The sequence below is a fragment of the Pseudomonas sp. Z003-0.4C(8344-21) genome (genome assembly GCF_900104975.1).
GTDB lineage: Bacteria > Pseudomonadota > Gammaproteobacteria > Pseudomonadales > Pseudomonadaceae > Aquipseudomonas > Aquipseudomonas granadensis.
Map to the genome: position 1 here is coordinate 4519473 of NZ_LT629756.1, position 23742 is coordinate 4543214.

Here is a 23742-nt window from a genome sequence, read left to right on the forward strand (position 1 = left end):
CCTCACGCCACGTTTATCGAACTGGCAGAAATGGATTTATTGCGTTGAGTCGCCGCGGCTCAGTTCTTGCAGTTTGAGCCCGGCCAAAGGGTGCCCGGCCTTGGCCGCCATACCCCACCAGCGCGCAGCTTCGGCAGCGTCAGGCGCCTTGCTCGGTGTGCCGGCGAGGCTGATCACGCCGAGCTGATAAGCCGCTTTGCCATCACCACCGAGCGCTGCCAGACGCAACAAGCGAATGCCCTCTTCGCGCGCACCGAGGCCGACGCCACGAAAGGTCAGGATGTGCCCGTAGAAACTTTGCGCAGAGACATCGCCAAGGTTGGCCATGCGCGCAAACTGGCCTTCAAGCCAGTGCCAGCCACGCGGCTGACGCACCAGCCACGACCAATGAAACAGCCGGCGAGCCAGCCAGTAACCGGCCCGCGCCTTGAGGCGCAAGAACACTCAGGCCTCCGCCGATTCCGGGTACTCGTACTCAAAGACACGCACCACTTCCGAGGCATGCCAGGAGGCCGCGGCAACGCCATCGGACGGCCCGGAAAAACGCCCGAGTCGTTCGACGCATTCAAAAAAACCGGTGCGTGGCAAACGGCTGGCGCCCTGGCTGATCACCAGCGAACTGCGCAGCGGCTGTTCGGCCCTGGCGTCCAGCGCCGCCAGATGCTCAAGCGCGGCGGTCAGGGTTTGCATGGCCGGTGTCGGCAGTTGCAACCGCTCCAGCAAGGCCCGATAAGTCAGCAGATGGCGCTGACGTCGCGCCTGGTCCAGCTCCCCCAGCAATCCATCCCAATGTTGACGACTGATGCGTACGCTCACGATTCTTCTCTCCACCCTGGCACCGTCAGTTCCCAAGCCAGGCTGCGGCGAATCGCGGCGTCGGGCTGACGCTCGCCACTTTCGATCATGGCCAGATAAGACGGGCTGATGCCTACCGTGCGGGCCAGCGCCTCGATGGCGATGCCCTTCCCTTCGCGCAAACTGCGTAGCTGATCCAGACCCGGAAGAATCGGATCTGCCGTGGCCGCGAGCGGCGTGGCTGCCGGACGCGTCGGTGTCTCGTTGATGCCTGCTGCTTTTAGTAGAGCCTGATACTGAGCCCACGGCAAAACCGCGTATTCGGGTTCGCCATCGCGTGCAATGATCTGAATATCCATGACTACCCCGTAGGACAACAACACTTAGCGAGTCGGCACTTTTCCCTGGAAGTGTAATCCTAACAGCGGCCAAGGTCGCGGGGGGGTATTTATCTGAAGGCGGGGCTGCACAATTCAGGGCTTTTTCGGCCGTTGCAGTTGCAGTTGTTCGGGGGTATCCGGCAGGCGTTCGACCACCGCCAGTTTTTCCGGATGCTGACGGTTACGCCATTGGCGAAAGGCATCGAGTTCATCGCTGAGGGTTTTCATCAGCCAGGCAAGGACGGCGACGTCGTCGAGCATGCCGAACATGGGAATGAAATCCGGCACAGCATCCACCGGGCTGAGAAAGTACATCAAACCCGCCACCACCGAAATCAATGCTTTGCTGCTGATGGCCCGGTACTCGCCGCGCCAGTAGGCCAGACACAGTGACTGAAGCAGGCGCAGATCATCTTTGAGCTTGCCCAGACGATTGCCTTGCGCGGCCCCCTTGCTGGCCACCGCGAACAACAAGGTCGGCAAACGACCACGGGCCAGCAGACGGCCGGCCAAGGGCAGGAATCGAACGAAATTCCACGGCGCTTTCATCTATTCCTCCCACTGAAATGTTATCCACACAAATTGTGGATAACCTTGTGAACAGAGCTGCATTTAAGCGCTGAAAGCCCCGTTTCATAAGGGCTGCGCTCAGATCGGGCGTTTTTTACTCACACAAAAAACCCCAATATTTCATTGACTTGGCTGCTCAGGGCGGCTAGCACGGGCAGCCTCAATGGCTATGACTGTGCCAAGCGGCATCGGTTCGTTCTGTTTACCCTTGCCGGGGCCCAGATGCAACAACGCCCCGCATAAGCGAGGCGTTGTTGTTGAAGCTTTTACCAATTACTTGGCAGCGGCAGCTTCTTTGGCAGGATCCTTGATGGCCAGCAGTTCGAGGTCGAAGACCAGAACCGAGTTCGCCGGGATTGCCGGGCTTGGCGATTGTGCGCCGTAAGCCAGATCGCTAGGGATGTACAGTTTGTACTTCTCGCCAACGTGCATCAGTTGCAGACCTTCGACCCAACCCGGGATCACGCCGCTCACCGGCAGATCGATCGGGCTGCCGCGCTCGACGGAGCTGTCGAACACGGTGCCGTTGGTCAGCTTGCCGGTGTAGTGAACGGTCACTACGTCAGTTGGCTTGGGCTGCGGGCCATCGGCCTTCTTCACCACTTCATACTGCAGACCCGAGGCGGTAGTCGTCACGCCGGCCTTCTTGCCGTTTTCTTCGAGGAATTTCTTGCCGGCGGCTGCCGACTCTTCGCTCATCTTGGCCATGCGCTCTTCGGCACGCTTTTGCAGCGCAGCGAAGGCTTCGACCAGCTCTTCATCTTTCAGCTTCTGTTCTTTCTTGCCGACGGCATCTTCGATGCCCTGGGCTACCGCTTTGGAGTCCAGGTCATCCATGCCTTCCTGAGCCAGGCTTTTGCCCATGTTCAGGCCGATGCCGTAGGAAGCTTTCTGCGCCGGGGTTTTCAGCTCTACGCTGGTCTGCGAGTCACAACCCGCGAGTACCAGGCTAACCAGGGCTACCGCCGCCGCCAACCGATGCTGTTTCATGCTATTTCCTTGTTCATGCGCCGAATGGGCAATCGAGTAAAGCCGCGAGCTTATCAGGCCGCCACGACCAATGGCTACCGGCATGAGAGCAGCAAACTTGCGATAAGTTCAGGGACTGAAACGCATTGGGCGCACGCGAGGATGAAGCTTCTGTCATCTGCTTCCCAGAGCAACTGTTAAACCGGATCGCAGCATCTGGCGTAATGGCCACTTGCCGCATGGGGTTCAGCTCAGGCATAACAGCGCAATAAATTGACAAGGAAGTTTATCTTGCGCCTCTTATTCCGTGTGCTGACCCTGATCGTCGTACTGCTGGGCCTCGTTCTGGCCGTGGTGCTGTATTACGTCGCCAATCCGAAATTGCCTTTCTACACGCCCGCCGAGCAAGTGCATTACCTTGATCAGTGGAGCGAGCAGGACCGGCAAACCTATTACTTCACGCCACAGGGCACGCAGGTCAAAGGCCTGCGCTACGAATGGTTCCAGGCACTCGAGCTGCCCTTCTCGCAGCAGCGCTTCGCCTCGCCCGAGTACCTCGCACGCTTCGGCTTCCTGCTCGATCCGCAGCAGAAAGCCACGCCGAACAATCCCGGCAACCTGCCCGTCGGTTTTGCTCGGCACCAGAATCCTGGCAGTGGCGAGCATTATCTGGACATTACCTGCGCCGCCTGCCACACCGGTGAACTGCGCTTCAAAGGTCAGGCGGTGCGGATCGACGGCGGCGCGGCACAGCACGTGCTGCCCTCCAGCGTTCCTACGCTGCGCGGTGGCAGTTTCGGACAGGCATTGGTAGCCAGTCTGACCTCGACTTACTACAACCCGTGGAAATTCGAACGTTTCGCCAGAAACGTATTGGGCGATGCCTATGATGCGGGCCAGCAACAGTTGCGCAAAGACTTCAAAACTTCGCTGGACACCTTCCTCAAGGTGGCCTGGAACGATACTCATCGCGGCCTCTATCCAACCGAAGAAGGCCCTGGACGCACCGACGCGTTCGGGCGGATCGCCAACGCCACGTTTGGCGATGCGATCTCCGCGAGCAACTATCGCGTGGCCGATGCGCCGGTGGATTATCCGCAACTGTGGGACATGTGGACGTTCGATTGGGTGCAATGGAACGGCTCGGCGCAACAGCCGATGGCGCGCAATATCGGCGAGGCGCTGGGCGTCGGCGCCACGCTGAATTTTTTCGACAGCAACGGCCAACCGCTGCAAGGCGATGCGCGCTACGCCTCCAGCGTGCGCGTGCGTGATCTGCACACCATTGAAGAAACCTTGCAAAGACTCCGCCCGCCCGCCTGGCCAGAGGCACTGTTCGGTGCCATCGACAAGCCGCTGGCCGCGAAGGGCCGCGCACTGTTTACCGAAAATTGCGCCGGATGCCATGTGCCGCCGCAGACCAAGGAAGGCGAGCGCTGGGTGCAAAGTCTGCATATGTTGCCGGTCGCGGTGATCGGTACCGATCCCAACGCCGCCAACAACATTGCCAGTCACCGTTTCGACCTGAGCGCGTTGCAATGGGACCTGAAAGAGCTGCAAACGATGGACGTCAAACTGCACCCGACGCCCAAGGAACCGCTAGACCTCAGCCAGTTGTCAGTGGCCAAAGGATTGGCGTACGTCACCGCTTTTGTCGAGAACCGCGCCTATCGGGAAGCCAACGTCACGCCGCAAGAGAAACCGCAACTGGACGGTTTCGGCCTGCCGATCGGCGTACGAGAAAAAGTCGCCTACAAGGCGCGGCCATTGGCCGGGGTCTGGGCCACCGCGCCGTTTCTGCACAACGGTTCGGTGCCGAGCCTTTATCAGTTGCTGTCGCCGCAGGATGAGCGCGCCACCACCTTTTATAAGGGCAGCTTTGAATACGATCCGCGCCATCTGGGTTATCGCACCGAGGCCTTTACCAATGGCTTCCTGTTCGATACGCGCATCAGCGGCAACCACAACAGCGGTCATGAATTTCGTGCTGGCGAACGCGGCAACGGTGTGATTGGTCGGTTGTTGCAGCCGGAAGAACGTTGGGCCTTGCTGGAATACCTGAAAGTGCTCGGCGGCCCACTGGAGGCGCAACTGCCATGATCTCGACCTTCAAGAAAGAACTGCCATTGTTGGCGCGGATCTGGCTGCGCATCGGCCGATGGCTCGGCAAACTGTTGCTGATCGTGCTCGCCGTCGGCCTGCTCGGCTGGGCCATTGCCAGCACCTGGTTCGCGTGGCAGCACCGCGGCCCGGTGTCGGCGCTCGAGCAGATTCCGCTCGGCGAAGCGGCGCTGACGCAAAGCGTGATCCAGACCGCCGTGCGTATCGTCGATCAGCATCGCGAACCGACGCGCTATCTGCGTGATGCGCACGCCAAGGCTCACGGTTGTGTAAAAGCGCAGGTGCAGGTTTTGCCGGATCTCGAGCAATCCCTGCGTCAAGGCGTGTTCAGAGAGCCGGGCAAAACCTGGCAGGCGCTGATCCGGCTGTCGAATGGCAATGCCTATCCGCAGTTCGACAGCATCCGCGACGCCCGCGGCATGGCGATAAAACTGCTCGATGTTCCGGGTAAACAGTTGCTCGGCAACCGCCAGGCTTCGCCGGAACAGGATTTCGTCATGTTCAGCCACCCGAATTTCTTTGTCAGCGATGTCGCCGAGTACCGGCAGAATGTCGCGGCGCAGGCCGATGGCAAAAAAGTCATGGCGTTCTTCCCTGCCTGGGATCCGCGCACCTGGCAGGTTCGCCATTTGTTTATCGCGCTGGCAACCTTGGCACCGCCACCGGACAGCCCGACCGAGACGACGTATTTTTCGGTATCGCCGTATAAATTTGGCGAGGCCAACGCAAAGTTTCGCGTCGCGCCGGACCCGGACAATTGCCCGGCCTATACATTGCCGAAGCAAAACCATGATCTGCCGAATTTCCTGCGCAGCGCCTTGACTCAACAATTGACGACTGATCGCGTGCCGGCCTGCTTCGTTCTGCAGATCCAGCGCCAGGATGCCAACAAGTTCATGCCGATCGAGGACACCAGCATCGAATGGCGCGAACAGGATTCACCCTTCGAAACCGTCGCCCGGATCACTTTGCCGCCGCAGGATTTCGACACCCCGGCGCTGAATCTGCAATGCGACAACCTGTCGTTCAACCCGTGGTTCGGCATTGAAGCGCATCGCCCGATCGGTGGCATCAACCGCCTGCGCAAAGCGGTGTACGAGGCCGTCAGCGACTACCGTCATCAACGCAACGGCGAGTGAGCAGCGCGCGCAGCGCTGAATTCGCAAACGCCAGACAGCAAAAAGCCCGCACAAGGCGGGCTTTTCGTGGCATCTGGCGTTCAGTGTTCCAGATGCCGAATATGGCGCAGCGGACGGGACTCGAACCCGCGACCCCCGGCGTGACAGGCCGGTATTCTAACCGACTGAACTACCGCTGCGCGAAACGCTTGAAACGAATGGTGGGTGATGACGGGATCGAACCGCCGACATTCTGCTTGTAAGGCAGACGCTCTCCCAGCTGAGCTAATCACCCTTCGCTTCGTTACGGGGCGCATTATGCCACAAGTTTCCGTAATGTGTTGATTTAATTGAAGTTTTTTTCAAATAAATCCGAAAACCGGTGAAACCATGCATCCCGCGGGTACAACCTTGGGGCAGAAAAAAGCCCGCTTCAGCGGGCTTTTCCGTGGTGACCTGGCGTTCAGTGGTCCAGGTTACCGAATATGGCGCAGCGGACGGGACTCGAACCCGCGACCCCCGGCGTGACAGGCCGGTATTCTAACCGACTGAACTACCGCTGCGCTAAACACTTGAAACGAATGGTGGGTGATGACGGGATCGAACCGCCGACATTCTGCTTGTAAGGCAGACGCTCTCCCAGCTGAGCTAATCACCCTTCGCTTCGGTGTGGCGCGCATTCTACGGAGCGACCCCACCTCTGGCAAGCACTTTTTTAAATAATTTTCCGAGGCCTTCCAAAGGCTTAGAGAAGGGTTGGCCTATGCGACGGCGAAGACAATAATGCCCCCCTTTGTATAAAGGAGAGACTCACCCCATGTGGTTCAAGAACCTGCTTATCTATCGCCTGACCCAAGACCTGCCTGTCGATGCCGAGGCGCTGGAAACTGCACTGGCCACCAAACTGGCGCGTCCATGTGCAAGCCAGGAGTTGACCACCTACGGTTTCGTCGCGCCGTTCGGCAAAGGCGAAGACGCGCCACTGGTGCATGTCAGCGGTGACTTCCTGCTGATTGCCGCGCGTAAGGAAGAACGCATTCTGCCGGGCAGCGTCGTGCGTGACGCGGTCAAGGAAAAGGTCGAAGAGATCGAAGCCGAGCAGATGCGCAAGGTCTATAAAAAGGAACGCGACCAGATCAAGGATGAAATCATCCAGGCCTTCCTGCCGCGCGCCTTCATTCGTCGCTCGTCGACCTTTGCTGCCGTCGCGCCGAAACAGGGGCTGATCCTGGTCAACTCGGCTAGCCCGAAACGCGCCGAAGACTTGTTGTCGACCCTGCGTGAAGTGATCGGCACCCTGCCCGTGCGTCCGTTGACCGTGAAAATGGCACCGACCGCCGTGATGACCGATTGGGTCACCACGCAAAAAGCCGCCGACGACTTCTATGTACTGGACGAGTGCGAACTGCGCGACACCCACGAAGACGGTGGCATCGTGCGCTGCAAGCGTCAGGACCTGACCAGCGAAGAGATCCAGCTGCACCTGAGCACCGGCAAAGTGGTCACCCAGTTGTCGCTGGCCTGGCAGGACAAGTTGTCGTTCATGCTCGACGACAAGATGACCGTCAAGCGCCTGAAGTTCGAGGACTTGCTGCAGGATCAGGCGGAACAGGACGGCGGCGACGAAGCCCTCGGCCAACTGGACGCGAGCTTCACCCTGATGATGCTGACCTTCGGCGACTTCCTGCCGGCACTGGTGGAAGCGCTGGGCGGGGAAGAGACTCCGCAGGGGATCTAAAAACAACCTGTTCCCATTGAAGGAACCGGTTCAAATGTGGGAGCTGGCTTGCCAGCGATAGCGGTGTTACAGATGGCTTACAGGGAGTCTGACACGCCGCCATCGCTGGCAAGCCAGCTCCCACAATGTTATGTGGTGTAACCTAAAATAAGGAACAGGCCATGCGCGCACTGGCTGCACTCAGCCGTTTTGTCGGCAATACCTTCGCTTACTGGGTACTGATTTTCGCCGTGATCGCGTTTCTGCAGCCGGCGTGGTTCCTCGGCCTGAAAAGCGCCATCGTGCCGCTGCTGGGGCTGGTAATGTTCGGCATGGGCCTGACCCTCAAACTTGACGACTTCGCTGCGGTTGCTCGCCATCCATGGCGCGTGGCGTTGGGCGTGGTTGCGCATTTCGTGATCATGCCCGGTGTGGCGTGGTTGCTCTGTCAGGTGTTTCATCTGCCACCGGAAATCGCCGTCGGCGTGATCCTGGTCGGTTGCTGCCCAAGCGGCACGTCGTCCAATGTGATGACCTGGCTGGCGCGCGGTGATCTGGCGTTGTCGGTGGCCATCGCCGCCGTCACCACCCTCCTCGCCCCGCTATTGACCCCGGCGCTGATCTGGCTGCTGGCTTCGGCGTGGCTGCCGGTGTCGTTCATGGAGTTGTTCTGGTCGATCCTGCAAGTGGTGCTGCTGCCGATCGTGCTTGGCGTGGTGGCCCAGCGCGTATTGGGGGACAAGGTTCGCCATGCGGTCGACGTGCTGCCACTGGTCTCGGTGGTCAGCATCGTGATCATCGTCACGGCGGTGGTCGCGGCCAGTCAGGCAAAAATCGCCGAGTCGGGCCTGCTGATCATGGCGGTGGTGATGCTGCACAACAGCTTCGGTTACCTGCTCGGCTACTTCACCGGGCGCCTGTTCAAATTGCCATTGGCGCAGCGCAAGTCGCTGGCGCTGGAAGTCGGCATGCAGAATTCGGGTCTCGGCGCCGCGCTGGCCAGCGCGCATTTTTCGCCATTGGCGGCAGTGCCGAGTGCATTGTTCAGCGTCTGGCACAATATTTCCGGCGCACTGCTGTCGACATACTTCCGCCGGATGAGTGAAAAGGAAGATCGCCAGACGGCGGCGCAACAAGCGGCCGACTGAAGAGCCAAACTTGATCCCCGGGTTAATGCTCGGCAGACTGTTGCGCAACGCGGGGACGACCCTGCGGCTCGCTCGAGTCATTAATCTGGGGACGACCCCGTCAATCGATGGAGGTCTCGCATGTCCTGGATCATTCTGTTTTTCGCCGGCCTGTTCGAGGTTGGCTGGGCCGTCGGCCTGAAATACACCGACGGCTTCACCCGCCCGCTACCCACCGTACTGACCATTGCAGCCATGGCCGTGAGCCTTGGCCTGCTGGGGTTGGCGGTAAAGGATTTGCCGTTGGGTACGGCCTATGCGATCTGGACCGGTGTCGGTGCGGTCGGCACGGTGATCGCCGGGATCATACTGTTTGGCGAATCGATGGCGTTGATTCGGCTGGCGAGTGTGGCGTTGATCATTACCGGGTTGATTGGCCTTAAGGTCAGCGCTTAAGCCACCGGCCCCATCGCTGGCAAGCCAGCTCCCACAAGATTGGTGTACACCATCGAACCTGTGGGAGCTGGCTTGCCAGCGATGAGGGCCGTCCAGTCAACGCCTATCTAACGGATCCGCGCAACTCCCCGACCAACACCTGCAACTTCGCCGGCTCCGCCCCTTCGGTAATCGCCGAACCCGCCACCAGCGTCACCCGCGACCACAACCGGCGAAAAAAGCCCTTGCTCGGATCGCGACTGAAAAAACTCCCCCACAACCCCTGCAACGCCAACGGAATCACCGGCACTGGTGTCTCTTCGAGAATCCGCGTCAGCCCGCCGCGAAACTCGTTGATTTCGCCATCGGCGGTCAACTTGCCTTCCGGGAAGATGCACACCAACTCGCCATCCTTCAGATATTGCGCAATACGGCTGAAGGCCTTTTCGTAGATTTGAATGTCTTCCTGGCGCCCCGCAATAGGAATCGCGCCCGCGGTGCGGAAGATAAAGTTCAGCACCGGCAGGTTGTAGATCTTGTAGTACATGACAAAACGAATCGGCCTGCGCACCGCGCCGCCGATCAGCAAGGCATCGACAAACGATACGTGGTTGCACACCAGCAATGCCGCGCCTTCATCGGGAATCGCTTCAAGGTTGCGGTGCTCGACGCGGTACATGGAATGGCTGAGCAGCCAGATCATGAAACGCATGCTGAATTCGGGCACGATCTTGAAGATGTAGGCGTTGACGCCGATGTTCAGCAGCGACACGACCAGGAACAGCTGCGGAATCGACAGCTTGGCCACGCTCAACAAAACGATCGAAACAATCGCCGAAACCACCATGAACAGCGCGTTGAGTATGTTGTTCGCGGCAATCACCCGCGCCCGCTCGTTCTCGGCGGTGCGCGACTGAATCAGCGCGTAGAGCGGCACGATATAGAAGCCGCCGAATATACCGAGGCCAAGAATGTCGATCAGCACCGCCCAGGTGTGAACGAAGCCCAGCACTTCAATCCAGCTATGGCCGTTGACGCTGTCGGGAATCCCGCCGGAATGCCACCACAACAGCAGGCCGAACACCGTCAGGCCGAACGAGCCGAACGGCACCAGACCGATTTCGACCTTGCGCCCGGACAGCTTCTCGCAAAGCATTGAACCCAGTGCAATGCCCACCGAAAACACAGTGAGGATCAGGGTGACCACGGTCTCATCGCCGTGCATCCACTCCTTGGCGTAGGCCGGAATCTGCGTCAGGTAAATCGCCCCGACAAACCAGAACCACGAGTTACCGACAATCGAGCGCGACACGGCGGGCGTCTGGCCCAGACCGAGTTTCAACGTCGCCCAGGATTGGCTGAAAATGTTCCAGTTCAAACGCATTTCAGGGGTGGACGCAGCAGCGCGGGGAATACTGCGGCTGGCCAGATAACCCAGCACGGCAATGCCGACGATGGCGGCAGAGACCACCGGCGCATAGTGCTCTGACGACATCATGATTCCGGCACCAATCGTCCCGGCGAGAATCGCCAGAAACGTACCCATTTCCACCAGACCATTGCCGCCGACCAGCTCATCGTCACGTAGCGCCTGCGGCAGAATCGAATACTTCACCGGCCCGAACAGCGCCGAATGGGTGCCCATGGCGAACAGCGCCACCAGCATCAGCGACAAATGATCGAAGAGAAAACCGATTGATCCTACGGCCATGATCGCGATTTCCGCGAGCTTGATCAGGCGGATCAGTGCGTCCTTGGCGAACTTTTCGCCAAACTGCCCGGCCAGTGCCGAGAACAGGAAAAACGGCAGGATAAACAACAGCGCACACAGGTTGACCCAGATCGATCGGTCACCCTCGATGGTCAGTCGGTAGAGGATCGCGAGAATCAACGACTGTTTGAACACGTTGTCGTTGAACGCACCGAGTGACTGCGTAATGAAAAACGGCAGGAAGCGCCGGGTGCGCAGCAGGTTGAACTGTGAGGGGTGACTCATCTTCCGTGTTTCCCTGATGTTTAAGGTAGCGAGGCCTGGATACTGCTTATTGGAATCTCGAACCGCGTTCCAGGCCACACCTTACCTAAACTTTTCAGGTTATTGCTTCAAACCTGCGATGCAAGGCGAGACAAACAGCTCGCCACGCCAGGCACCCTGCACGGTGCGCTTGCCGACGATCAGCCACATCAGCGCCAGCAACATCACCAGCGCCGTGCCGACGACGCTGAAAAATGCCAGGTTCAAGGTGCTCGCCAGTTTCAGGGTAGCCAGCGAATACACGCCCAGCGGGAAGGTAAATCCCCACCAGCCGAGGTTGAACGGGATGCCATCGCGCAGGTAGCGCACGGTGATCAACAGCGCCATCAGCATCCACCAAAGTCCGAAGCCCCACAGCGTGATACCGGCGACCAGCCCGAGCCCGGCAGCGATCTCACCGATGCCCGGCAAACCGTTGGCGGCGAAAATCAGCGGCGCATCGCCTCCGAGCAGCAACATGCCCAGCGCGCCGGTGCCGATCGGCCCGAGCGCCAGCCAGCTCGACGCGGCCATGTTTTCGTGGGGCAGTTTATGCAGGGCCATGCGCAGCAGCAGGATTGTCAGAATGCTGAACGCCACGGGTAGGGAAAAGGCCCAGAGCACGTAGCTTGTGGTCAGCACCACCAGTTGCGCATGGGCATCGGTGAGGTGCGGCGCAAGCAGGCCACCACTGGCCGCGGCCACTTCCGCAGCAACCACTGGCAAGAGCCAGACTGCAGTCATCTGGTCGATGCTATGCTCCTGGCGGGTGAACATCATGTAGGGAATCAATACGCCGCAAGCGAGCGACATTGCCACGTCAATCCACCACAGCACTTCGGCCAGATCAATCACGCCCTCGCCCCAGCGCGGCAGACCAAAGACGAGAAAGCCATTGATGATCGTCGCCAGCCCCATCGGGATCGTGCCGAAGAACATCGACACGGTGGAGTGGCCGAAAATCCGCCGGGCTTCGTCGAAAAACAGGATCCAGCGTGCGGCGTAGGCAACGGTAAACAGCGTGAACAACAGAATGTTGAACAACCACAGTGCTTCAGCCACGGCGCGCAGGCCGGGGACGGCAAACGGTAGTTGCGCCAGCGCCAACGCCAGCACACCGGTGCCCATGGTTGCGGCGAACCAGTTGGGAGTGAACTGACGAATCACTTCACGCGGGTGCTGAAGCTGGCTGAACGGCTTGAGGCCGGGTTTGGCGGTTTGTGGGCAAATCATCATGAACTCCTGTCCTCTGGTGAGGTTGAGTTCATGGTAGAACCGAATCGAATATCTATATAACGGGTAATATCTCTAACTGTTATCTGTTTTGCCGATATGGGTCAAACGCTGCCTTCGTTTTCGATCACCAGAATCCGCGCCTCGCCTTGCGGATGGGCGACATGCTCGGTGCCCACCGAGGCGTAAAAGATGTCACCGACGGCGAGCTGCACCTGTTTTTCTTCGCCCTGTTCGCGGTAATGCATCGTCACTTGACCATCGAGCACTACGAACACTTCCTCGCCATCGTTAACGTGCCACTTGTATGGTTGATCAGTCCAGTGCAGGCGCGTGGTGATGCCGTTCATGCTGGCAATGTCCAGCGCGCCCCAGGCGCGTTCGGCGGTGAAGGCTTTGCTGCGAATAATCTTCATGATCGGTCCGTGAGAAGAATGGTCAAGGCAGGCTAACCGAAAGCCGGGCGATTAGGGAGCGTTGCACTTATGGCAACTGCCGGCGCAGGCTAACGGCTGCGACACCCCGCCACGCCACGACCATGGTCGACACTGACTAACCGCCGCGCGCATGCCAGACTGTCCGCCCGGGCAGGAGTGCCGGGGAGTCTTTTGTCGGGAGTGTTGCATGTCGCTGTCCACCGGGCTGATCGCCGCCGTCGCCCTGGCCTATATGGCCATCATGTTCGCCATCGCCTTTTACGGCGACCGTCGCAGCACGCCGTTGCCGCCGCGTGTGCGTGCCTGGGTGTATAGCCTGTCGCTGGCGGTTTACTGCACCAGCTGGACGTTTTTCGGCGCGGTCGGTCAGGCGGCGGAACAGTTGTGGTCATTCCTGCCGATCTACCTCGGGCCGATCCTGTTGCTGGTCGGCGCGCCGTGGGTCCTGCAAAAAATGGTGATGATCAGCAAACAGGAGAACATCACCTCCATCGCTGACTTCATCGCCGCCCGCTACGGCAAATCGCAATCGCTGGCGGTGGTCGTCGCGTTGATCTGTCTGGTCGGCGTGCTGCCTTATATTGCCCTGCAACTCAAAGGCATTGTTCTCGGCGTGAACCTGTTGATCGGCGCCGGCGCCGACGCAATGGGCACACGCGCTCAGGACACCGCGCTGATCGTGTCGCTGGTGCTGGCGCTGTTCACCATTGTCTTCGGTACGCGCAACCTCGATGCCACCGAGCACCACCGCGGCATGGTGCTGGCGATTGCCTTCGAATCGCTGGTGAAGCTGTTCGCGTTTCTCGCGGTCGGCGCCTTCGTCACGTATGGCCTGTACGACGGTTTCGATGACCTTTTCAATCAAGCGATGCTCGCGCCGCGCCTCGAGCAATACTGGAAAGAGACGATCAACTGGCCGTCGATGGTGGTGCAGACCGGTGTGGCGATGATGGCGATCATCTGCCTGCCGCGGCAGTTTCACGTCACCGTGGTGGAAAACATCGATCCGCAGGATCTGCGCCTGGCCAAATGGGTGTTTCCGGCCTACCTCGCCCTCGCTGCGCTGTTTGTAGTCCCGATCGCTTTGGCCGGTCAGATGATGCTGCCCAGTGACGTGCTGCCCGACTCCTTCGTGATCAGCCTGCCACTGGCCCAGGCGCATCCGGCGCTGGCGATGCTGGCGTTTATCGGCGGCGCGTCGGCGGCCACCGGTATGGTGATCGTCGCCAGCGTAGCGCTGTCGACCATGGTCTCCAACGACATGCTCCTGCCGTGGCTGCTGCGACGCAACAATGCCGAGCGGCCGTTCGAAGTGTTCCGTCAGTGGATGCTGTCGGTGCGCCGCGTGAGCATCGTGGTCATTCTGTTGCTGGCTTACGTCAGCTATCGCTTGCTCGGTTCCACCGCAAGCCTGGCAACCATCGGCCAGATCGCTTTCGCCGCAGTGACGCAACTGGCCCCGGCCATGCTCGGCGCGCTGTACTGGAAGCAGGCCAACCGCCGCGGCGTGTTTGCCGGCCTCGCCGCGGGCACATTCCTCTGGTTCTACACGCTGGTCCTGCCGATTGCCGCGCACAGTCTCGGTTGGTCGCTGAACAGTTTTCCGGGGCTGGCATGGCTGCACAGCAACCCGCTGAACCTGCCGATCAGCCCACTGACCCAGGGCGTGGTGCTGTCGCTGGCCGGCAACTTCACCCTGTTTGCCTGGGTCTCGGTGCTGTCGCGCACGCGAGTGTCGGAACACTGGCAGGCCGGACGTTTCATCGGTCAGGAGATCAGCGCACGGCCAAGTGCGCGCTCGATGCTGGCGGTGCAGATCGACGATCTGCTGCAACTGGCCGCGCGCTTCGTCGGTGAAGAACGTGCGCGGCAGAGCTTTATTCGTTTCGCCTACCGCCAAGGCAAAGGTTTTAACCCGAATCAGAATGCCGACAGCGAATGGATCGCCCACACCGAGCGTTTGCTCGCCGGTGTACTCGGCGCTTCTTCAACGCGTGCGGTGGTAAAAGCTGCCATCGAAGGTCGGGAGATGCAGTTGGAGGACGTCGTGCGCATCGCTGACGAAGCCTCCGAAGTGCTTCAATTCAACCGTGCCCTGCTGCAAGGCGCGATTGAAAACATCACCCAGGGCATCAGCGTGGTCGACCAGTCGCTGAAACTGGTGGCGTGGAATCGCCGCTATCTGGAGCTGTTCAATTACCCCGACGGCTTGATCAGCGTTGGCCGGCCGATTGCCGACATCATTCGCTACAACGCCGAGCGCGGTTTGTGTGGCCCCGGCGAAGCGGAAGTCCACGTTGCGCGGCGCCTGCACTGGATGCGTCAGGGCCGCGCGCACACTTCCGAGCGGCTGTTCCCCAACGGCCGGGTGATCGAGTTGATCGGCAATCCGATGCCCGGCGGCGGCTTCGTCATGAGTTTCACCGACATTACCGCGTTCCGCGAAGCCGAACAGGCGCTGACCGAAGCCAACGAAGGGCTGGAGCAACGGGTCAGCGAACGTACCCAGGAACTGTCGCAGCTCAACCTTGCGCTGACCGCGGCCAAAGGCACCGCCGAAGCGGCCAGTCAGTCGAAAACCCGCTTTCTGGCGGCGGTCAGTCATGACCTGATGCAGCCGCTCAACGCCGCCCGCCTGTTCTCCGCCGCCCTCTCCCACCAAAGCGAAGGCTTGAGCAGCGACGCGCAAAAACTGGTGCAGCACCTCGACACCTCGTTGCGTTCGGCCGAAGACCTGATCAGCGATCTGCTGGATATTTCCCGACTGGAAAACGGCAAGATCAACCCCGATCGCAAGCCCTTTGCGCTCAACGAACTGTTCGACATTCTTGGCGCCGAGTTCAAGGCCCTGGCGCAGGAACAGGGGCTGACCTTCCGCGTGCGCGGCAGTCATTTGCGCATCGACAGCGACATCAAGTTGCTGCGGCGGATTCTGCAGAATTTTCTCACCAACGCGTTCCGCTACGCCAAAGGCCCGGTATTGCTCGGCGCGCGCCGACGCGGCGGTGAACTGTGTCTGGAAGTCTGGGATCGCGGGCCAGGCATTCCCGAGGATAAACAGCAGGTGATATTCGAGGAATTCAAACGCCTCGACAGCCACCAGACCCGCGCCGAAAAAGGCCTCGGCCTCGGCCTGGCAATCGCAGACGGTCTATGCCGCGTGCTCGGCCATACCCTGCGCGTGCGTTCATGGCCGGGGCGCGGCAGCGTATTCAGCGTCAGCGTACCGCTCGCGCACTCACAAACCGTACCGGCAAGCGCCACCGCCGAAATCAATGGCAAATTGCTCAGCGGTGCGCAGGTGCTGTGCATCGACAATGAAGACAGCATCCTGATCGGCATGAACAGCCTGTTGAGCCGCTGGGGCTGCCAGGTCTGGACCGCGCGCAATCGCGAGGAATGTGCGGCGCTGCTCAGCGAAGGCATCCGCCCGCAACTGGCGCTGGTCGACTATCACCTCGACCACGGCGACACCGGCACCGAACTGATGGCATGGCTGCGCACGCGCCTGGGCGAACCGGTGCCGGGGGTCGTGATCAGCGCTGACGGACGCCCGGAAATGGTTGCCCAAGTGCATGCCGCGGGCCTGGATTACCTGGCCAAACCGGTGAAACCGGCAGCGTTGCGGGCATTGTTGAGCCGGTATTTGCCGTTGTAGGGGGTGACCTCAAAGAGAAAATCAAAAGCCCCTCACCCTAGCCCTCTCCCTGTATGTACCGGACACATGGTAGACACATGTTCGGAGACATGGTGGACACTTTTAAATAGACACATTGCTCATCGCGAAGGAGATGGCCTGTGTCTTGGGAAGAGGTGTCCACCGTGCAGCTTCGTACAGAATTTGTACTTTTGGCTCGGAAAGAAGGAGCCAATGTTCGGCAGCTTTGCCGCCGATTCAATATCAGCCCAAACACTGCCTACAAATGGCTCAAGAGGTTTGAAACCTCAGGTGCAGAGGGATTGATCAATCAGTCTCGACGACCCAAAACATCACCCAAACGCTGCGCTGATGAGGTTGAGCAGCAGATTCTGACCGCGAGTCAGGAGTACGCGGCTTGGGGCGCTCGCAAGCTCAAGCGCGTGCTGGAAAACAGCGGCGCAGTGATGCCTTCTGTCAGTACTGTGCATGCGGTTTTGCAGCGTCATTCGCGCATTGATCCAAAGGCCGCTGAGATCAAACCGTTTATCCGGTTCGAGCATGAAGCGCCCAATGATCTTTGGCAGATGGACTTCAAGGGGCATATCAGCCTGGCTCGGGGGCGTTGCCATCCGTTGACGATATTGGACGATCATTCACGGTTTTCGCTGTGCATCGCGGCATGCATCAATGAGCAGCGTGAAACCGTCCAGGAGCATCTAATCCGGGTCTTTCAGCGTCATGGCCTGCCTTTGCGCATGACGATGGACAACGGTTCGCCCTGGGGTGACCAGACGGGCGTTTATACCGCGCTGGAGGTCTGGCTGATGAGCCAAGGCATCAAGGTCGGCCACTCTCGTCCTTATCATCCGCAAACCCAAGGAAAGCTGGAACGCTTCCACCGCAGCCTGAAAAATGAAGTCCTGCGAGACCGGCACTTTATCGATCTCAACGACGCGCAACGGGCGTTTGATATCTGGCGTGATATATACAACCAGAAGCGCCCGCATCAAGCGCTGGACATGCAGGTTCCCGCTACTCGTTACAGCAGCAGCTCACGGGAATATCAGGAGCAACCTGCGGCCCCGGAGTACGACGAGGGTGATGTGGTCAGGAAGGTTCAGGCGAAGGGCGAGATTTACTGGGGGAATCGTGAATACGCGGTCGGAAAGGCGTTTCACGGGAGATCAGTTGCTATCCGGGAAACGATGGAAGACGGCATCCACGATGTCTACTGGAGTAGACATCGTATCGCCCGAATCGACTTGAACTTGCAGATCGTGACGGCAGGTAAGAAGATCTAAACCGTCCACCATGTCTCCGAACATGTGTCTACCATGTCTCCGGTACATACACTCCCAAGGGGAGAGGGAACTGACCGCAGTGAATGCGAGAGCTACACCGACCTGCGATACCGAGTCGAATCCAGCACTTGAAAAGCACACCGATCGGCTCCCTCTCCTCGGGGAGAGGGCTGGGCGGGCGGCGTTCCGATGAGGGGCAGCCACACCACCAATCCCAAGCCAACCACCCGCTTCTAACCACTCAACAATGAGCGTTAGCTCGAGTGCTTTTGATCTTGATCCACCGGCGACGTCGGAAGGCTGAGTGGAGGGATTGATCCGGGCGTGGGAGCGCAGCGACCGTCTGGCGCAGCCAGACACAGCGGAAGTAGGTGCAGCGAAGCAAACCGTAGCCGCTGCGCCCGGATCGATCCCGCAGCGAAGGGACCCGAGCCTGCGAGGGCCGTACGTAGGAGCAAGCGTTTTTTGCTTACTTTTTTCGGCGTTTGAAAAAAAGTGAGTCGCCGTAAGGGCGAAACCCTAAGCCGCCGTTACCGCAGCAACGGATATGTACTCCAAAAAAACAGCGCCTGAAAGAAAGCCATCGCCAGCAGGCTGGCTCCCACAGGCTACGCATTCCATAGCGAGCCTGTACCCGAAGCTTCAAAAGTCAGTCAGGCAACTCAACGAGCCCATCAACATCCGTCATCGCCCGCTCCAGCAAATCAGCCGGCAGACTCTTGCTCGCCCGCGCCCCCAGCAACTTCAACTGCTCACTGCGACTGACCAGATTGCCCCGCCCTTCCGTGAGCTTGTTACGCGCCGAACTGTAAGCCTTGTCCAACTGCTGCAAGCGATTGCCCACCTCGTCCAGATCCTGAATGAACAACACGAACTTGTCATACAGCCACCCCGCACGCTCAGCGATTTCCCGCGCATTCTGACTCTGGCGCTCCTGCTTCCAGAGGCTGTCAATCACCCGTAACGTGGCAAGCAAGGTGGTCGGACTGACAATCACGATATTGCGGTCAAACGCCTCCTGAAACAGCGTCGGCTCGGCCTGCAACGCTGCCGAGAACGCCGCCTCGATCGGCACGAACAGCAAAACGAAATCGAGGCTGTGCAGCCCCTCCAGACGCTTGTAATCCTTGCCGGCCAGGCCCTTGACGTGATTGCGCAGCGACAGCACGTGCTGCTTGATCGCGATCTGCCCGAGGGTGTCATCGTCGGCGGCCACGTATTGCTGGTAGGCGGTAAGGCTGACCTTGGAGTCGACCACCACCTGCTTGTCGCCGGGCAGGTAAATGATCACGTCCGGCTGGAAGCGCTCGCCGTCCGGGCCTTTGAGATTGACCTGGGTCTGGTACTCGCGGCCCTTCTCCAGACCCGCGTGTTCAAGCACCCGCTCCAGAATCAGTTCGCCCCAGTTGCCTTGGGTCTTCTGCCCTTTCAGGGCACGGGTGAGATTGGTCGCTTCGTCGCTCAGACGCAGGTTCAGCGCCTGCAAACGCTCGAGCTCCTTGGCCAACGAAAAACGCTCACGGGCCTCGGCCTGATAACTCTCCTCGACGCGTTTTTCGAAGGACTGAATGCGTTCCTTCAGCGGATCGAGCAACTGGCCGAGCCGTTGCTGACTGGTTTCGGCGAAGCGCTGTTCGCGCTCATCGAAAATCTTCCCGGCCAGCTCGGCAAACTGCGCGCGCAGTTCATCGCGCGAGCCTTGCAGGTCGTTGAGACGTTGTTGATGGCTTTCCTGTTGCTCACGCAGCTCGGCATTCAGCGACGCGGCTTGGGCGTCGAGGCGGCGCAGTTCGGCTTCCTTGTTGGCGCGTTCAAGGTTCCAGGCGTGGGCGGCGTCGCGAGCATCGTCGCGCTCGATCTGCAGCAGTTCGACTTCGCGACGCAGGGCCGCCAGCTCAGCCTGTTTTGCAGCGTTGGCCTGGCCGAGATCGGCGACTTCATCGCGACTGGCCTCGAGCTGCGCATTGAGGCCGTCCTGGGCCAGTTGCGCCATGGTCAGCCGTTCTTCCAGCAAGGCCTGCGCGGCTTGCCCGCTGCTCGCCCGGCGTTGCAGCTGCCAGGCAAGCGCCAACAAGGGCAGCCCTGCCGCTGCGAGACCGAGCAATATGCTGGTCAAGTCCATAGCCATAGCGACTCCTGCCGGTCCGATAAAGCCTGAAGGTTAACCAAGGTGTCAGGTCTTGGACAGCTCAGTCTTCGAGCTGGCCGAGTTCCCTTTGTGCACGACGGTCGCCGGCGCGGGCGGCCTGGCGCAGCAGCTCCTGGCCAATGCGTCGATCCCGTGCGTTACCGCACTCGCGGCACATCAACTGACCGAGGCGGCTTTGCGCCGTGACCACGCCTTCGCGCGCCGGTTGCTTGAGCAGGCGGCCGGCGAGGTGCTTGGCGTTATGGCTGGCGCTCAGGCGCGGGCTGTCGAGCAGCCATTCCGCAACACGTACGGAAAATCGCTTGGGCGGGGTAACAGCAGGAAGGTCTGAGGTAACAGAGTCTGATACTGAGCGAAACTTCATAAAGCACTGTGGGACGAATCGGAAGGCGCGCCACTCTACTCTTTTTTTCTTACAGGTAAAGTCTAAAAACAACCCGGCACGCCCGTGCTAGAGCAAGCGCTCGGGACAATCCACAGAAGCTGTGGATAACTCAGTGGACAACCGTCCTGCAACTCGCGCAAAGCCTTATGGAACGGGGCTCGCAGTCAAACTGACGATTTTTTCACCAACAAAAAAAAGCGATGTTTTTCATTGACTTAAACTTTCGATGCAGGCAGCCACCGGTGTCAGGATTGATATGACAGTGCTGTGACAGGCCGCGCAACTAATGTGCACAAGTACCTGTTACCCGGTTATATCGGTGCGCTTTTTCGGGTCGTTTCGGCTGCTGATCCGCAGATAAGCCGCTTGCCAGCGCGGTTGATCAACGTATCCTCGCCGACCGACGGTCGAAAAATGCCCGTTTACGGGCGACCACGTTTTCAGGCCAAGCAAACCCTGCGCTGGACTGCAATGTTTTTTTCGCCGGCCATTTGCTTTAGCGATTTCGATCCGTTACTATCCGCGGCGTTAGTACCAAGCTGAAAGTCAATTCCGGTCGAACACATCCCCACGGTCAGTCTCTTGTAAAGAAGCTCAACCGAAAAAAGCGGGAACGACCCCTCGATGGTTTCCAGGTAAATCTTGCGCCAACACAGCCTTCCACTGATGCGAAGGGTGTTGCGAAGAACACTTACTCTGACCGAACCAACCTGCAAATTGATCAGGATCTTCACCCTGGGCCCAGAACCTCTGCCCTCGTTGTGATGCCTGTCCTCCTAAGTACCTACCTGCCAGCCCAAAGCGCGCCAACTTAATAGCGCTGCAAACTGGCTGCTTTGTTCCAGTCGGGTTCTTCGTTCGATCAATGGTGATCGACGTTACTGGAACGTTTTAACGCTGCACGGTTCTTAACCGTGTCATTTGTAGGAACACCTAATAACTATGTCTACTCAAATCCATACTCAGGATGCCATTCGCACCCTAACCAACGCTTTTGCCCCCATGAACTGCATGATCATGGCCGCTCGCAAAGGCTGCTTCAGCTTCACCGTGGTCAATGAACACGGGATCGCTCGCCACAGCGAGCGTCTGTACCCCGATCAGTACTCCAGCGCCGAACCGCTGCAGGCCGTGATCGATCGTACACGTCAGGCGTTGATCGCCTGAGAGCCGAAAAGGCTGCAAAAGCACAAGCCCTGCATGAAAATGCGGGGCTTTTTATTGCCCGACGTTTCTCTTTTTACGCCTCAATCCTAAGTACCAACTGATATAACGGTTATAACTCGGAGCCGAAAAGAATTTAAAAACAGGCCTTTACGTCGCGAATATGACACTACACTTCAACTCGGGCGACATGATTCGCTCACGGCGAGCCTGAACCGATCCACTGCTGCCAAGCCTCCTTCAGGACTCGCCACCCATTATAAGAACCGAGGGATTTATGGGTATCGCTGCCAGTGAACTGTGTCGATATGTGATTCGCCCCACGCTGATCTATCTGGGCCGTCACTGCGCCACTGCCGAATCACTGCTGCTGGGCATCGCCGCCAGCCAGTCAGCCCTCGGATCCGCCCTGCACGACCGACGTGGCCACGGCCTCTACCGCATCGCCGAGCAGCGCCATCAAGCGCTCTGGGATGACTACCTGGCGCTCGACCCGGAGCGTGCCAGCCTGGTACGCGGCCTCGCCAGTCAGCATGCATTCCTCAGCGGTCCACATGTCGAATTGACCGTCAATCTGCGTTACGCCACTGCCATCGCCTGGCTGCTGGTTGAAGAACAAAACCCCACCCTCCCCGCCCCGAACGATCTGTTGGCCATGGCGCGCATCTGGCGTCAGACCTTCCAGCCCCAGGGTCGCCTGCGCGACTTCACATTTGCCTGGCAAACCTGCGTTTCACCGCTGAAGCAGGTCGCCTGCTGACCGAGCGGTTTTGCAAGTTCTCGCAACAGGCCGTCATTCTGGTCGGATTGTCCTACAAAACCGCTCTAAATCAAGGCATACGGGCTATAGCGCTGCGGCGAAAATGTTGGTAATTTTCGCCCCGGTGATCACCAGGAGTTCTAATAATGAAAAAAGTCATGCTCAAAACCACCCTTAGCCTCGCCGTTACCCTTGCCTCCACCCAGATTTTCGCGGCAGGTTTTGCCCTTAACGAACAAAGCATCAGCGGGATGGGGACGGGTTTTGCCGGGCGATCTTCTTCTGCCGACGACGCAAGCACTGTTTATGGCAACCCGGCCGGCATGTCGCGCATCAAGCGCGAACAAGTCACCGGCGGTGTAGCCCTGGTTGACGCACATACCGATATCAGCGACGCCAGCTCCAGCCCCAACCGCGGCAGCAACGACGGTGACATGGTGCCTCTCACCGCCGTGCCGATGGGCTTTTATGTCAAGCCGATCGACGATCACTGGGCATTCGGTCTGGGCGTGTACGTGCCGTTCGGCCTGATCACCGATTACGAAAACGGCTTTGCCGGCCGTTACTTCGGCAGCAAGTCCGAAGTGCAGGTCATCACCTTCCAGCCAACCGTCAGCTACGCCTTCAACGACAAGGTGTCGATCGGTTTCGGTCCGACCATCAACCGCATCGACGGCTCGCTGGAATCGAACCTGTCGATCACCCAGGCGCTGCCGGACGGCAAGGTCAAGATCAAGGGTGACGACACCGCACTGGGCTACAACATCGGCGTGCTGGTACAAGCCACCGACACCACCCGCGTGGGCCTGACCTACCACTCCAAGGTCGATTACAAGCTCGAAGGCGACACCAAGGTCAAGTACGGCGCACTGGCGCTGGCAGGTCTGGGCGCCAACCAGAAATACGACGCTTCGTTGAAGATCACCACCCCGGAATCCGTGGACCTGTCGGTCACCCAAGCGATCAACGATCGCTGGAACGTCTACGCCGGCACCACCTGGACCCGCTGGAGCCAACTGGACAAGATCACCGTGAAGAACTCCGGGGTGCAGCCACTGCTGGCCGGCCAGTTCGGTTCGATCAACGAAGACCAGAACTGGCACGACACCTGGGCTTACGCTGTGGGCACGTCGTATCAGTTGAACAAGGAATGGGTGTTGCGTACCGGCCTGACCTTCGACCAGTCGCCGACCAACAACGAAGACCGCTCGCCACGTATCCCGACCGGCGACCGGACCATCTTCAGCATCGGTGCCGGCTGGAGCCCGACCGATGACCTGACCATCGACGTTGCCTACTCGTACCTGAAGGAAGAGTCGGTCAACATCCGCAACGAAAACGCACGTGGCCAGAGCTACGACTCCAAGTATGAAAACTCGGCGAACGGTTTCGGTGTCGGCGCGACGTACCGCTTCTGATGCACGCTG

The 23742-nt window shown here is 59.4% G+C and carries 20 protein-coding genes and 4 tRNA genes; 10 read left to right on the plus strand and 14 right to left on the minus strand.

Going from position 1 to position 23742, the window contains the following annotated elements; translation table 11 throughout:
- Nucleotides 1-36 precede the first annotated feature (36 nt).
- From BLU24_RS20320 to BLU24_RS20340, 5 genes are all read right to left on the minus strand, one after another.
- Entirely contained in the window at nucleotides 37-444 is a 408-nt protein-coding gene (locus BLU24_RS20320) for a sel1 repeat family protein (RefSeq protein WP_093103252.1), read from the minus strand.
- Complete coding sequence (locus BLU24_RS20325) at nucleotides 445-816, minus strand: hypothetical protein (protein ID WP_007898892.1); 372 nt, start codon at nucleotides 814-816, stop codon at nucleotides 445-447. It lies immediately after the preceding gene.
- Nucleotides 813-1154, minus strand: a complete 342-nt coding sequence (locus BLU24_RS20330) for a helix-turn-helix domain-containing protein (RefSeq protein ID WP_090282466.1) — start codon at nucleotides 1152-1154, stop codon at nucleotides 813-815. The genes BLU24_RS20325 and BLU24_RS20330 overlap by 4 nt, the downstream gene beginning before the upstream one ends.
- A gap of 114 nt (nucleotides 1155-1268) precedes the next feature.
- Nucleotides 1269-1724, minus strand: coding sequence for a YkvA family protein (locus BLU24_RS20335; protein ID WP_093103255.1), 456 nt, complete (start codon nucleotides 1722-1724; stop codon nucleotides 1269-1271).
- 294 nt (nucleotides 1725-2018) lie between these two features.
- On the minus strand, nucleotides 2019-2735 hold the full coding sequence (locus BLU24_RS20340) for an FKBP-type peptidyl-prolyl cis-trans isomerase (RefSeq protein ID WP_007919751.1): 717 nt from the start codon (nucleotides 2733-2735) through the stop codon (nucleotides 2019-2021).
- 270 nt (nucleotides 2736-3005) lie between these two features.
- Here BLU24_RS20340 and BLU24_RS20345 point away from each other — a divergent pair, with 270 nt between their 5' ends.
- Together BLU24_RS20345 and BLU24_RS20350 are read left to right on the plus strand one after the other, a co-directional pair.
- Nucleotides 3006-4814 (plus strand): di-heme-cytochrome C peroxidase, encoded by a 1809-nt coding sequence (locus tag BLU24_RS20345; protein ID WP_093103258.1) that lies wholly within the window; start codon nucleotides 3006-3008, stop codon nucleotides 4812-4814.
- 26 nt (nucleotides 4815-4840) lie between these two features.
- Nucleotides 4841-5974: a catalase gene (locus tag BLU24_RS20350; protein ID WP_172833343.1), complete on the plus strand. Its 1134-nt coding sequence runs from the start codon at nucleotides 4841-4843 to the stop codon at nucleotides 5972-5974.
- 102 nt (nucleotides 5975-6076) lie between these two features.
- Here the strand turns inward: BLU24_RS20350 and BLU24_RS20355 are convergent.
- From BLU24_RS20355 to BLU24_RS20370, 4 genes are all read right to left on the minus strand, one after another.
- Nucleotides 6077-6153, minus strand: a tRNA-Asp gene (locus tag BLU24_RS20355).
- A gap of 19 nt (nucleotides 6154-6172) precedes the next feature.
- Nucleotides 6173-6248, minus strand: a tRNA-Val gene (locus tag BLU24_RS20360).
- A 191-nt stretch (nucleotides 6249-6439) separates the two neighbouring features.
- Nucleotides 6440-6516: transfer RNA gene (locus BLU24_RS20365), tRNA-Asp, on the minus strand.
- Between the two features lie 19 nt (nucleotides 6517-6535).
- Nucleotides 6536-6611: transfer RNA gene (locus BLU24_RS20370), tRNA-Val, on the minus strand.
- Between the two features lie 159 nt (nucleotides 6612-6770).
- On the opposite strand from BLU24_RS20370, the gene rdgC reads away from it, so the two are divergent.
- The 3 genes from rdgC to sugE all read left to right on the plus strand — a co-directional run bounded on the left by rdgC (nucleotide 6771) and on the right by sugE (nucleotide 9253).
- The gene (gene rdgC / locus BLU24_RS20375) at nucleotides 6771-7691 is read left to right on the plus strand and encodes a recombination-associated protein RdgC (RefSeq protein WP_090282462.1); all 921 of its coding nucleotides are present in this window, start codon (nucleotides 6771-6773) and stop codon (nucleotides 7689-7691) included.
- A 161-nt stretch (nucleotides 7692-7852) separates the two neighbouring features.
- Entirely contained in the window at nucleotides 7853-8818 is a 966-nt protein-coding gene (locus BLU24_RS20380) for a bile acid:sodium symporter family protein (RefSeq protein ID WP_093103264.1), read from the plus strand.
- Between the two features lie 120 nt (nucleotides 8819-8938).
- Nucleotides 8939-9253, plus strand: coding sequence for a quaternary ammonium compound efflux SMR transporter SugE (gene sugE / locus BLU24_RS20385; protein ID WP_093103267.1), 315 nt, complete (start codon nucleotides 8939-8941; stop codon nucleotides 9251-9253).
- Between the two features lie 103 nt (nucleotides 9254-9356).
- Here the strand turns inward: sugE and BLU24_RS20390 are convergent, their stop codons facing one another.
- The 3 genes from BLU24_RS20390 to BLU24_RS20400 all read right to left on the minus strand — a co-directional run bounded on the left by BLU24_RS20390 (nucleotide 9357) and on the right by BLU24_RS20400 (nucleotide 12895).
- Nucleotides 9357-11228 carry an MFS transporter gene (locus tag BLU24_RS20390; protein WP_093103270.1) on the minus strand — a complete coding sequence of 624 codons (1872 nt, stop codon included), beginning with the start codon at nucleotides 11226-11228 and terminating at the stop codon, nucleotides 9357-9359.
- A 99-nt stretch (nucleotides 11229-11327) separates the two neighbouring features.
- The gene (locus BLU24_RS20395; RefSeq protein ID WP_093103273.1) at nucleotides 11328-12479 is read right to left on the minus strand and encodes a TDT family transporter; all 1152 of its coding nucleotides are present in this window, start codon (nucleotides 12477-12479) and stop codon (nucleotides 11328-11330) included.
- Between the two features lie 104 nt (nucleotides 12480-12583).
- The gene (locus BLU24_RS20400; RefSeq protein ID WP_093103276.1) at nucleotides 12584-12895 is read right to left on the minus strand and encodes a cupin domain-containing protein; all 312 of its coding nucleotides are present in this window, start codon (nucleotides 12893-12895) and stop codon (nucleotides 12584-12586) included.
- Between the two features lie 208 nt (nucleotides 12896-13103).
- Between BLU24_RS20400 and BLU24_RS20405 the strand changes: the two genes are divergently transcribed.
- Both BLU24_RS20405 and BLU24_RS20410 read left to right on the plus strand, forming a co-directional pair.
- The gene (locus BLU24_RS20405; protein ID WP_093103279.1) at nucleotides 13104-16574 is read left to right on the plus strand and encodes a hybrid sensor histidine kinase/response regulator; all 3471 of its coding nucleotides are present in this window, start codon (nucleotides 13104-13106) and stop codon (nucleotides 16572-16574) included.
- Between the two features lie 140 nt (nucleotides 16575-16714).
- The gene (locus BLU24_RS20410) at nucleotides 16715-17857 is read left to right on the plus strand and encodes an IS481 family transposase (protein WP_093103282.1); all 1143 of its coding nucleotides are present in this window, start codon (nucleotides 16715-16717) and stop codon (nucleotides 17855-17857) included.
- A gap of 649 nt (nucleotides 17858-18506) precedes the next feature.
- Here the strand turns inward: BLU24_RS20410 and rmuC are convergent.
- Nucleotides 18507-19871: a DNA recombination protein RmuC gene (gene rmuC, locus BLU24_RS20415; RefSeq protein WP_172833344.1), complete on the minus strand. Its 1365-nt coding sequence runs from the start codon at nucleotides 19869-19871 to the stop codon at nucleotides 18507-18509.
- A 175-nt stretch (nucleotides 19872-20046) separates the two neighbouring features.
- On the minus strand, nucleotides 20047-20370 hold the full coding sequence (locus BLU24_RS20420) for a hypothetical protein (protein ID WP_090282452.1): 324 nt from the start codon (nucleotides 20368-20370) through the stop codon (nucleotides 20047-20049).
- A gap of 963 nt (nucleotides 20371-21333) precedes the next feature.
- Between BLU24_RS20420 and BLU24_RS20430 the strand changes: the two genes are divergently transcribed.
- The 3 genes from BLU24_RS20430 (at nucleotide 21334) to BLU24_RS20440 (ending at nucleotide 23733) form a co-directional block, all read left to right on the plus strand.
- The gene (locus BLU24_RS20430; RefSeq protein ID WP_093103287.1) at nucleotides 21334-21558 is read left to right on the plus strand and encodes a hypothetical protein; all 225 of its coding nucleotides are present in this window, start codon (nucleotides 21334-21336) and stop codon (nucleotides 21556-21558) included.
- A 274-nt stretch (nucleotides 21559-21832) separates the two neighbouring features.
- On the plus strand, nucleotides 21833-22315 hold the full coding sequence (locus BLU24_RS20435; RefSeq protein WP_090282450.1) for a hypothetical protein: 483 nt from the start codon (nucleotides 21833-21835) through the stop codon (nucleotides 22313-22315).
- 146 nt (nucleotides 22316-22461) lie between these two features.
- Nucleotides 22462-23733, plus strand: coding sequence for an OmpP1/FadL family transporter (locus BLU24_RS20440; protein WP_093103288.1), 1272 nt, complete (start codon nucleotides 22462-22464; stop codon nucleotides 23731-23733).
- Nucleotides 23734-23742: the final 9 nt, after the last annotated feature.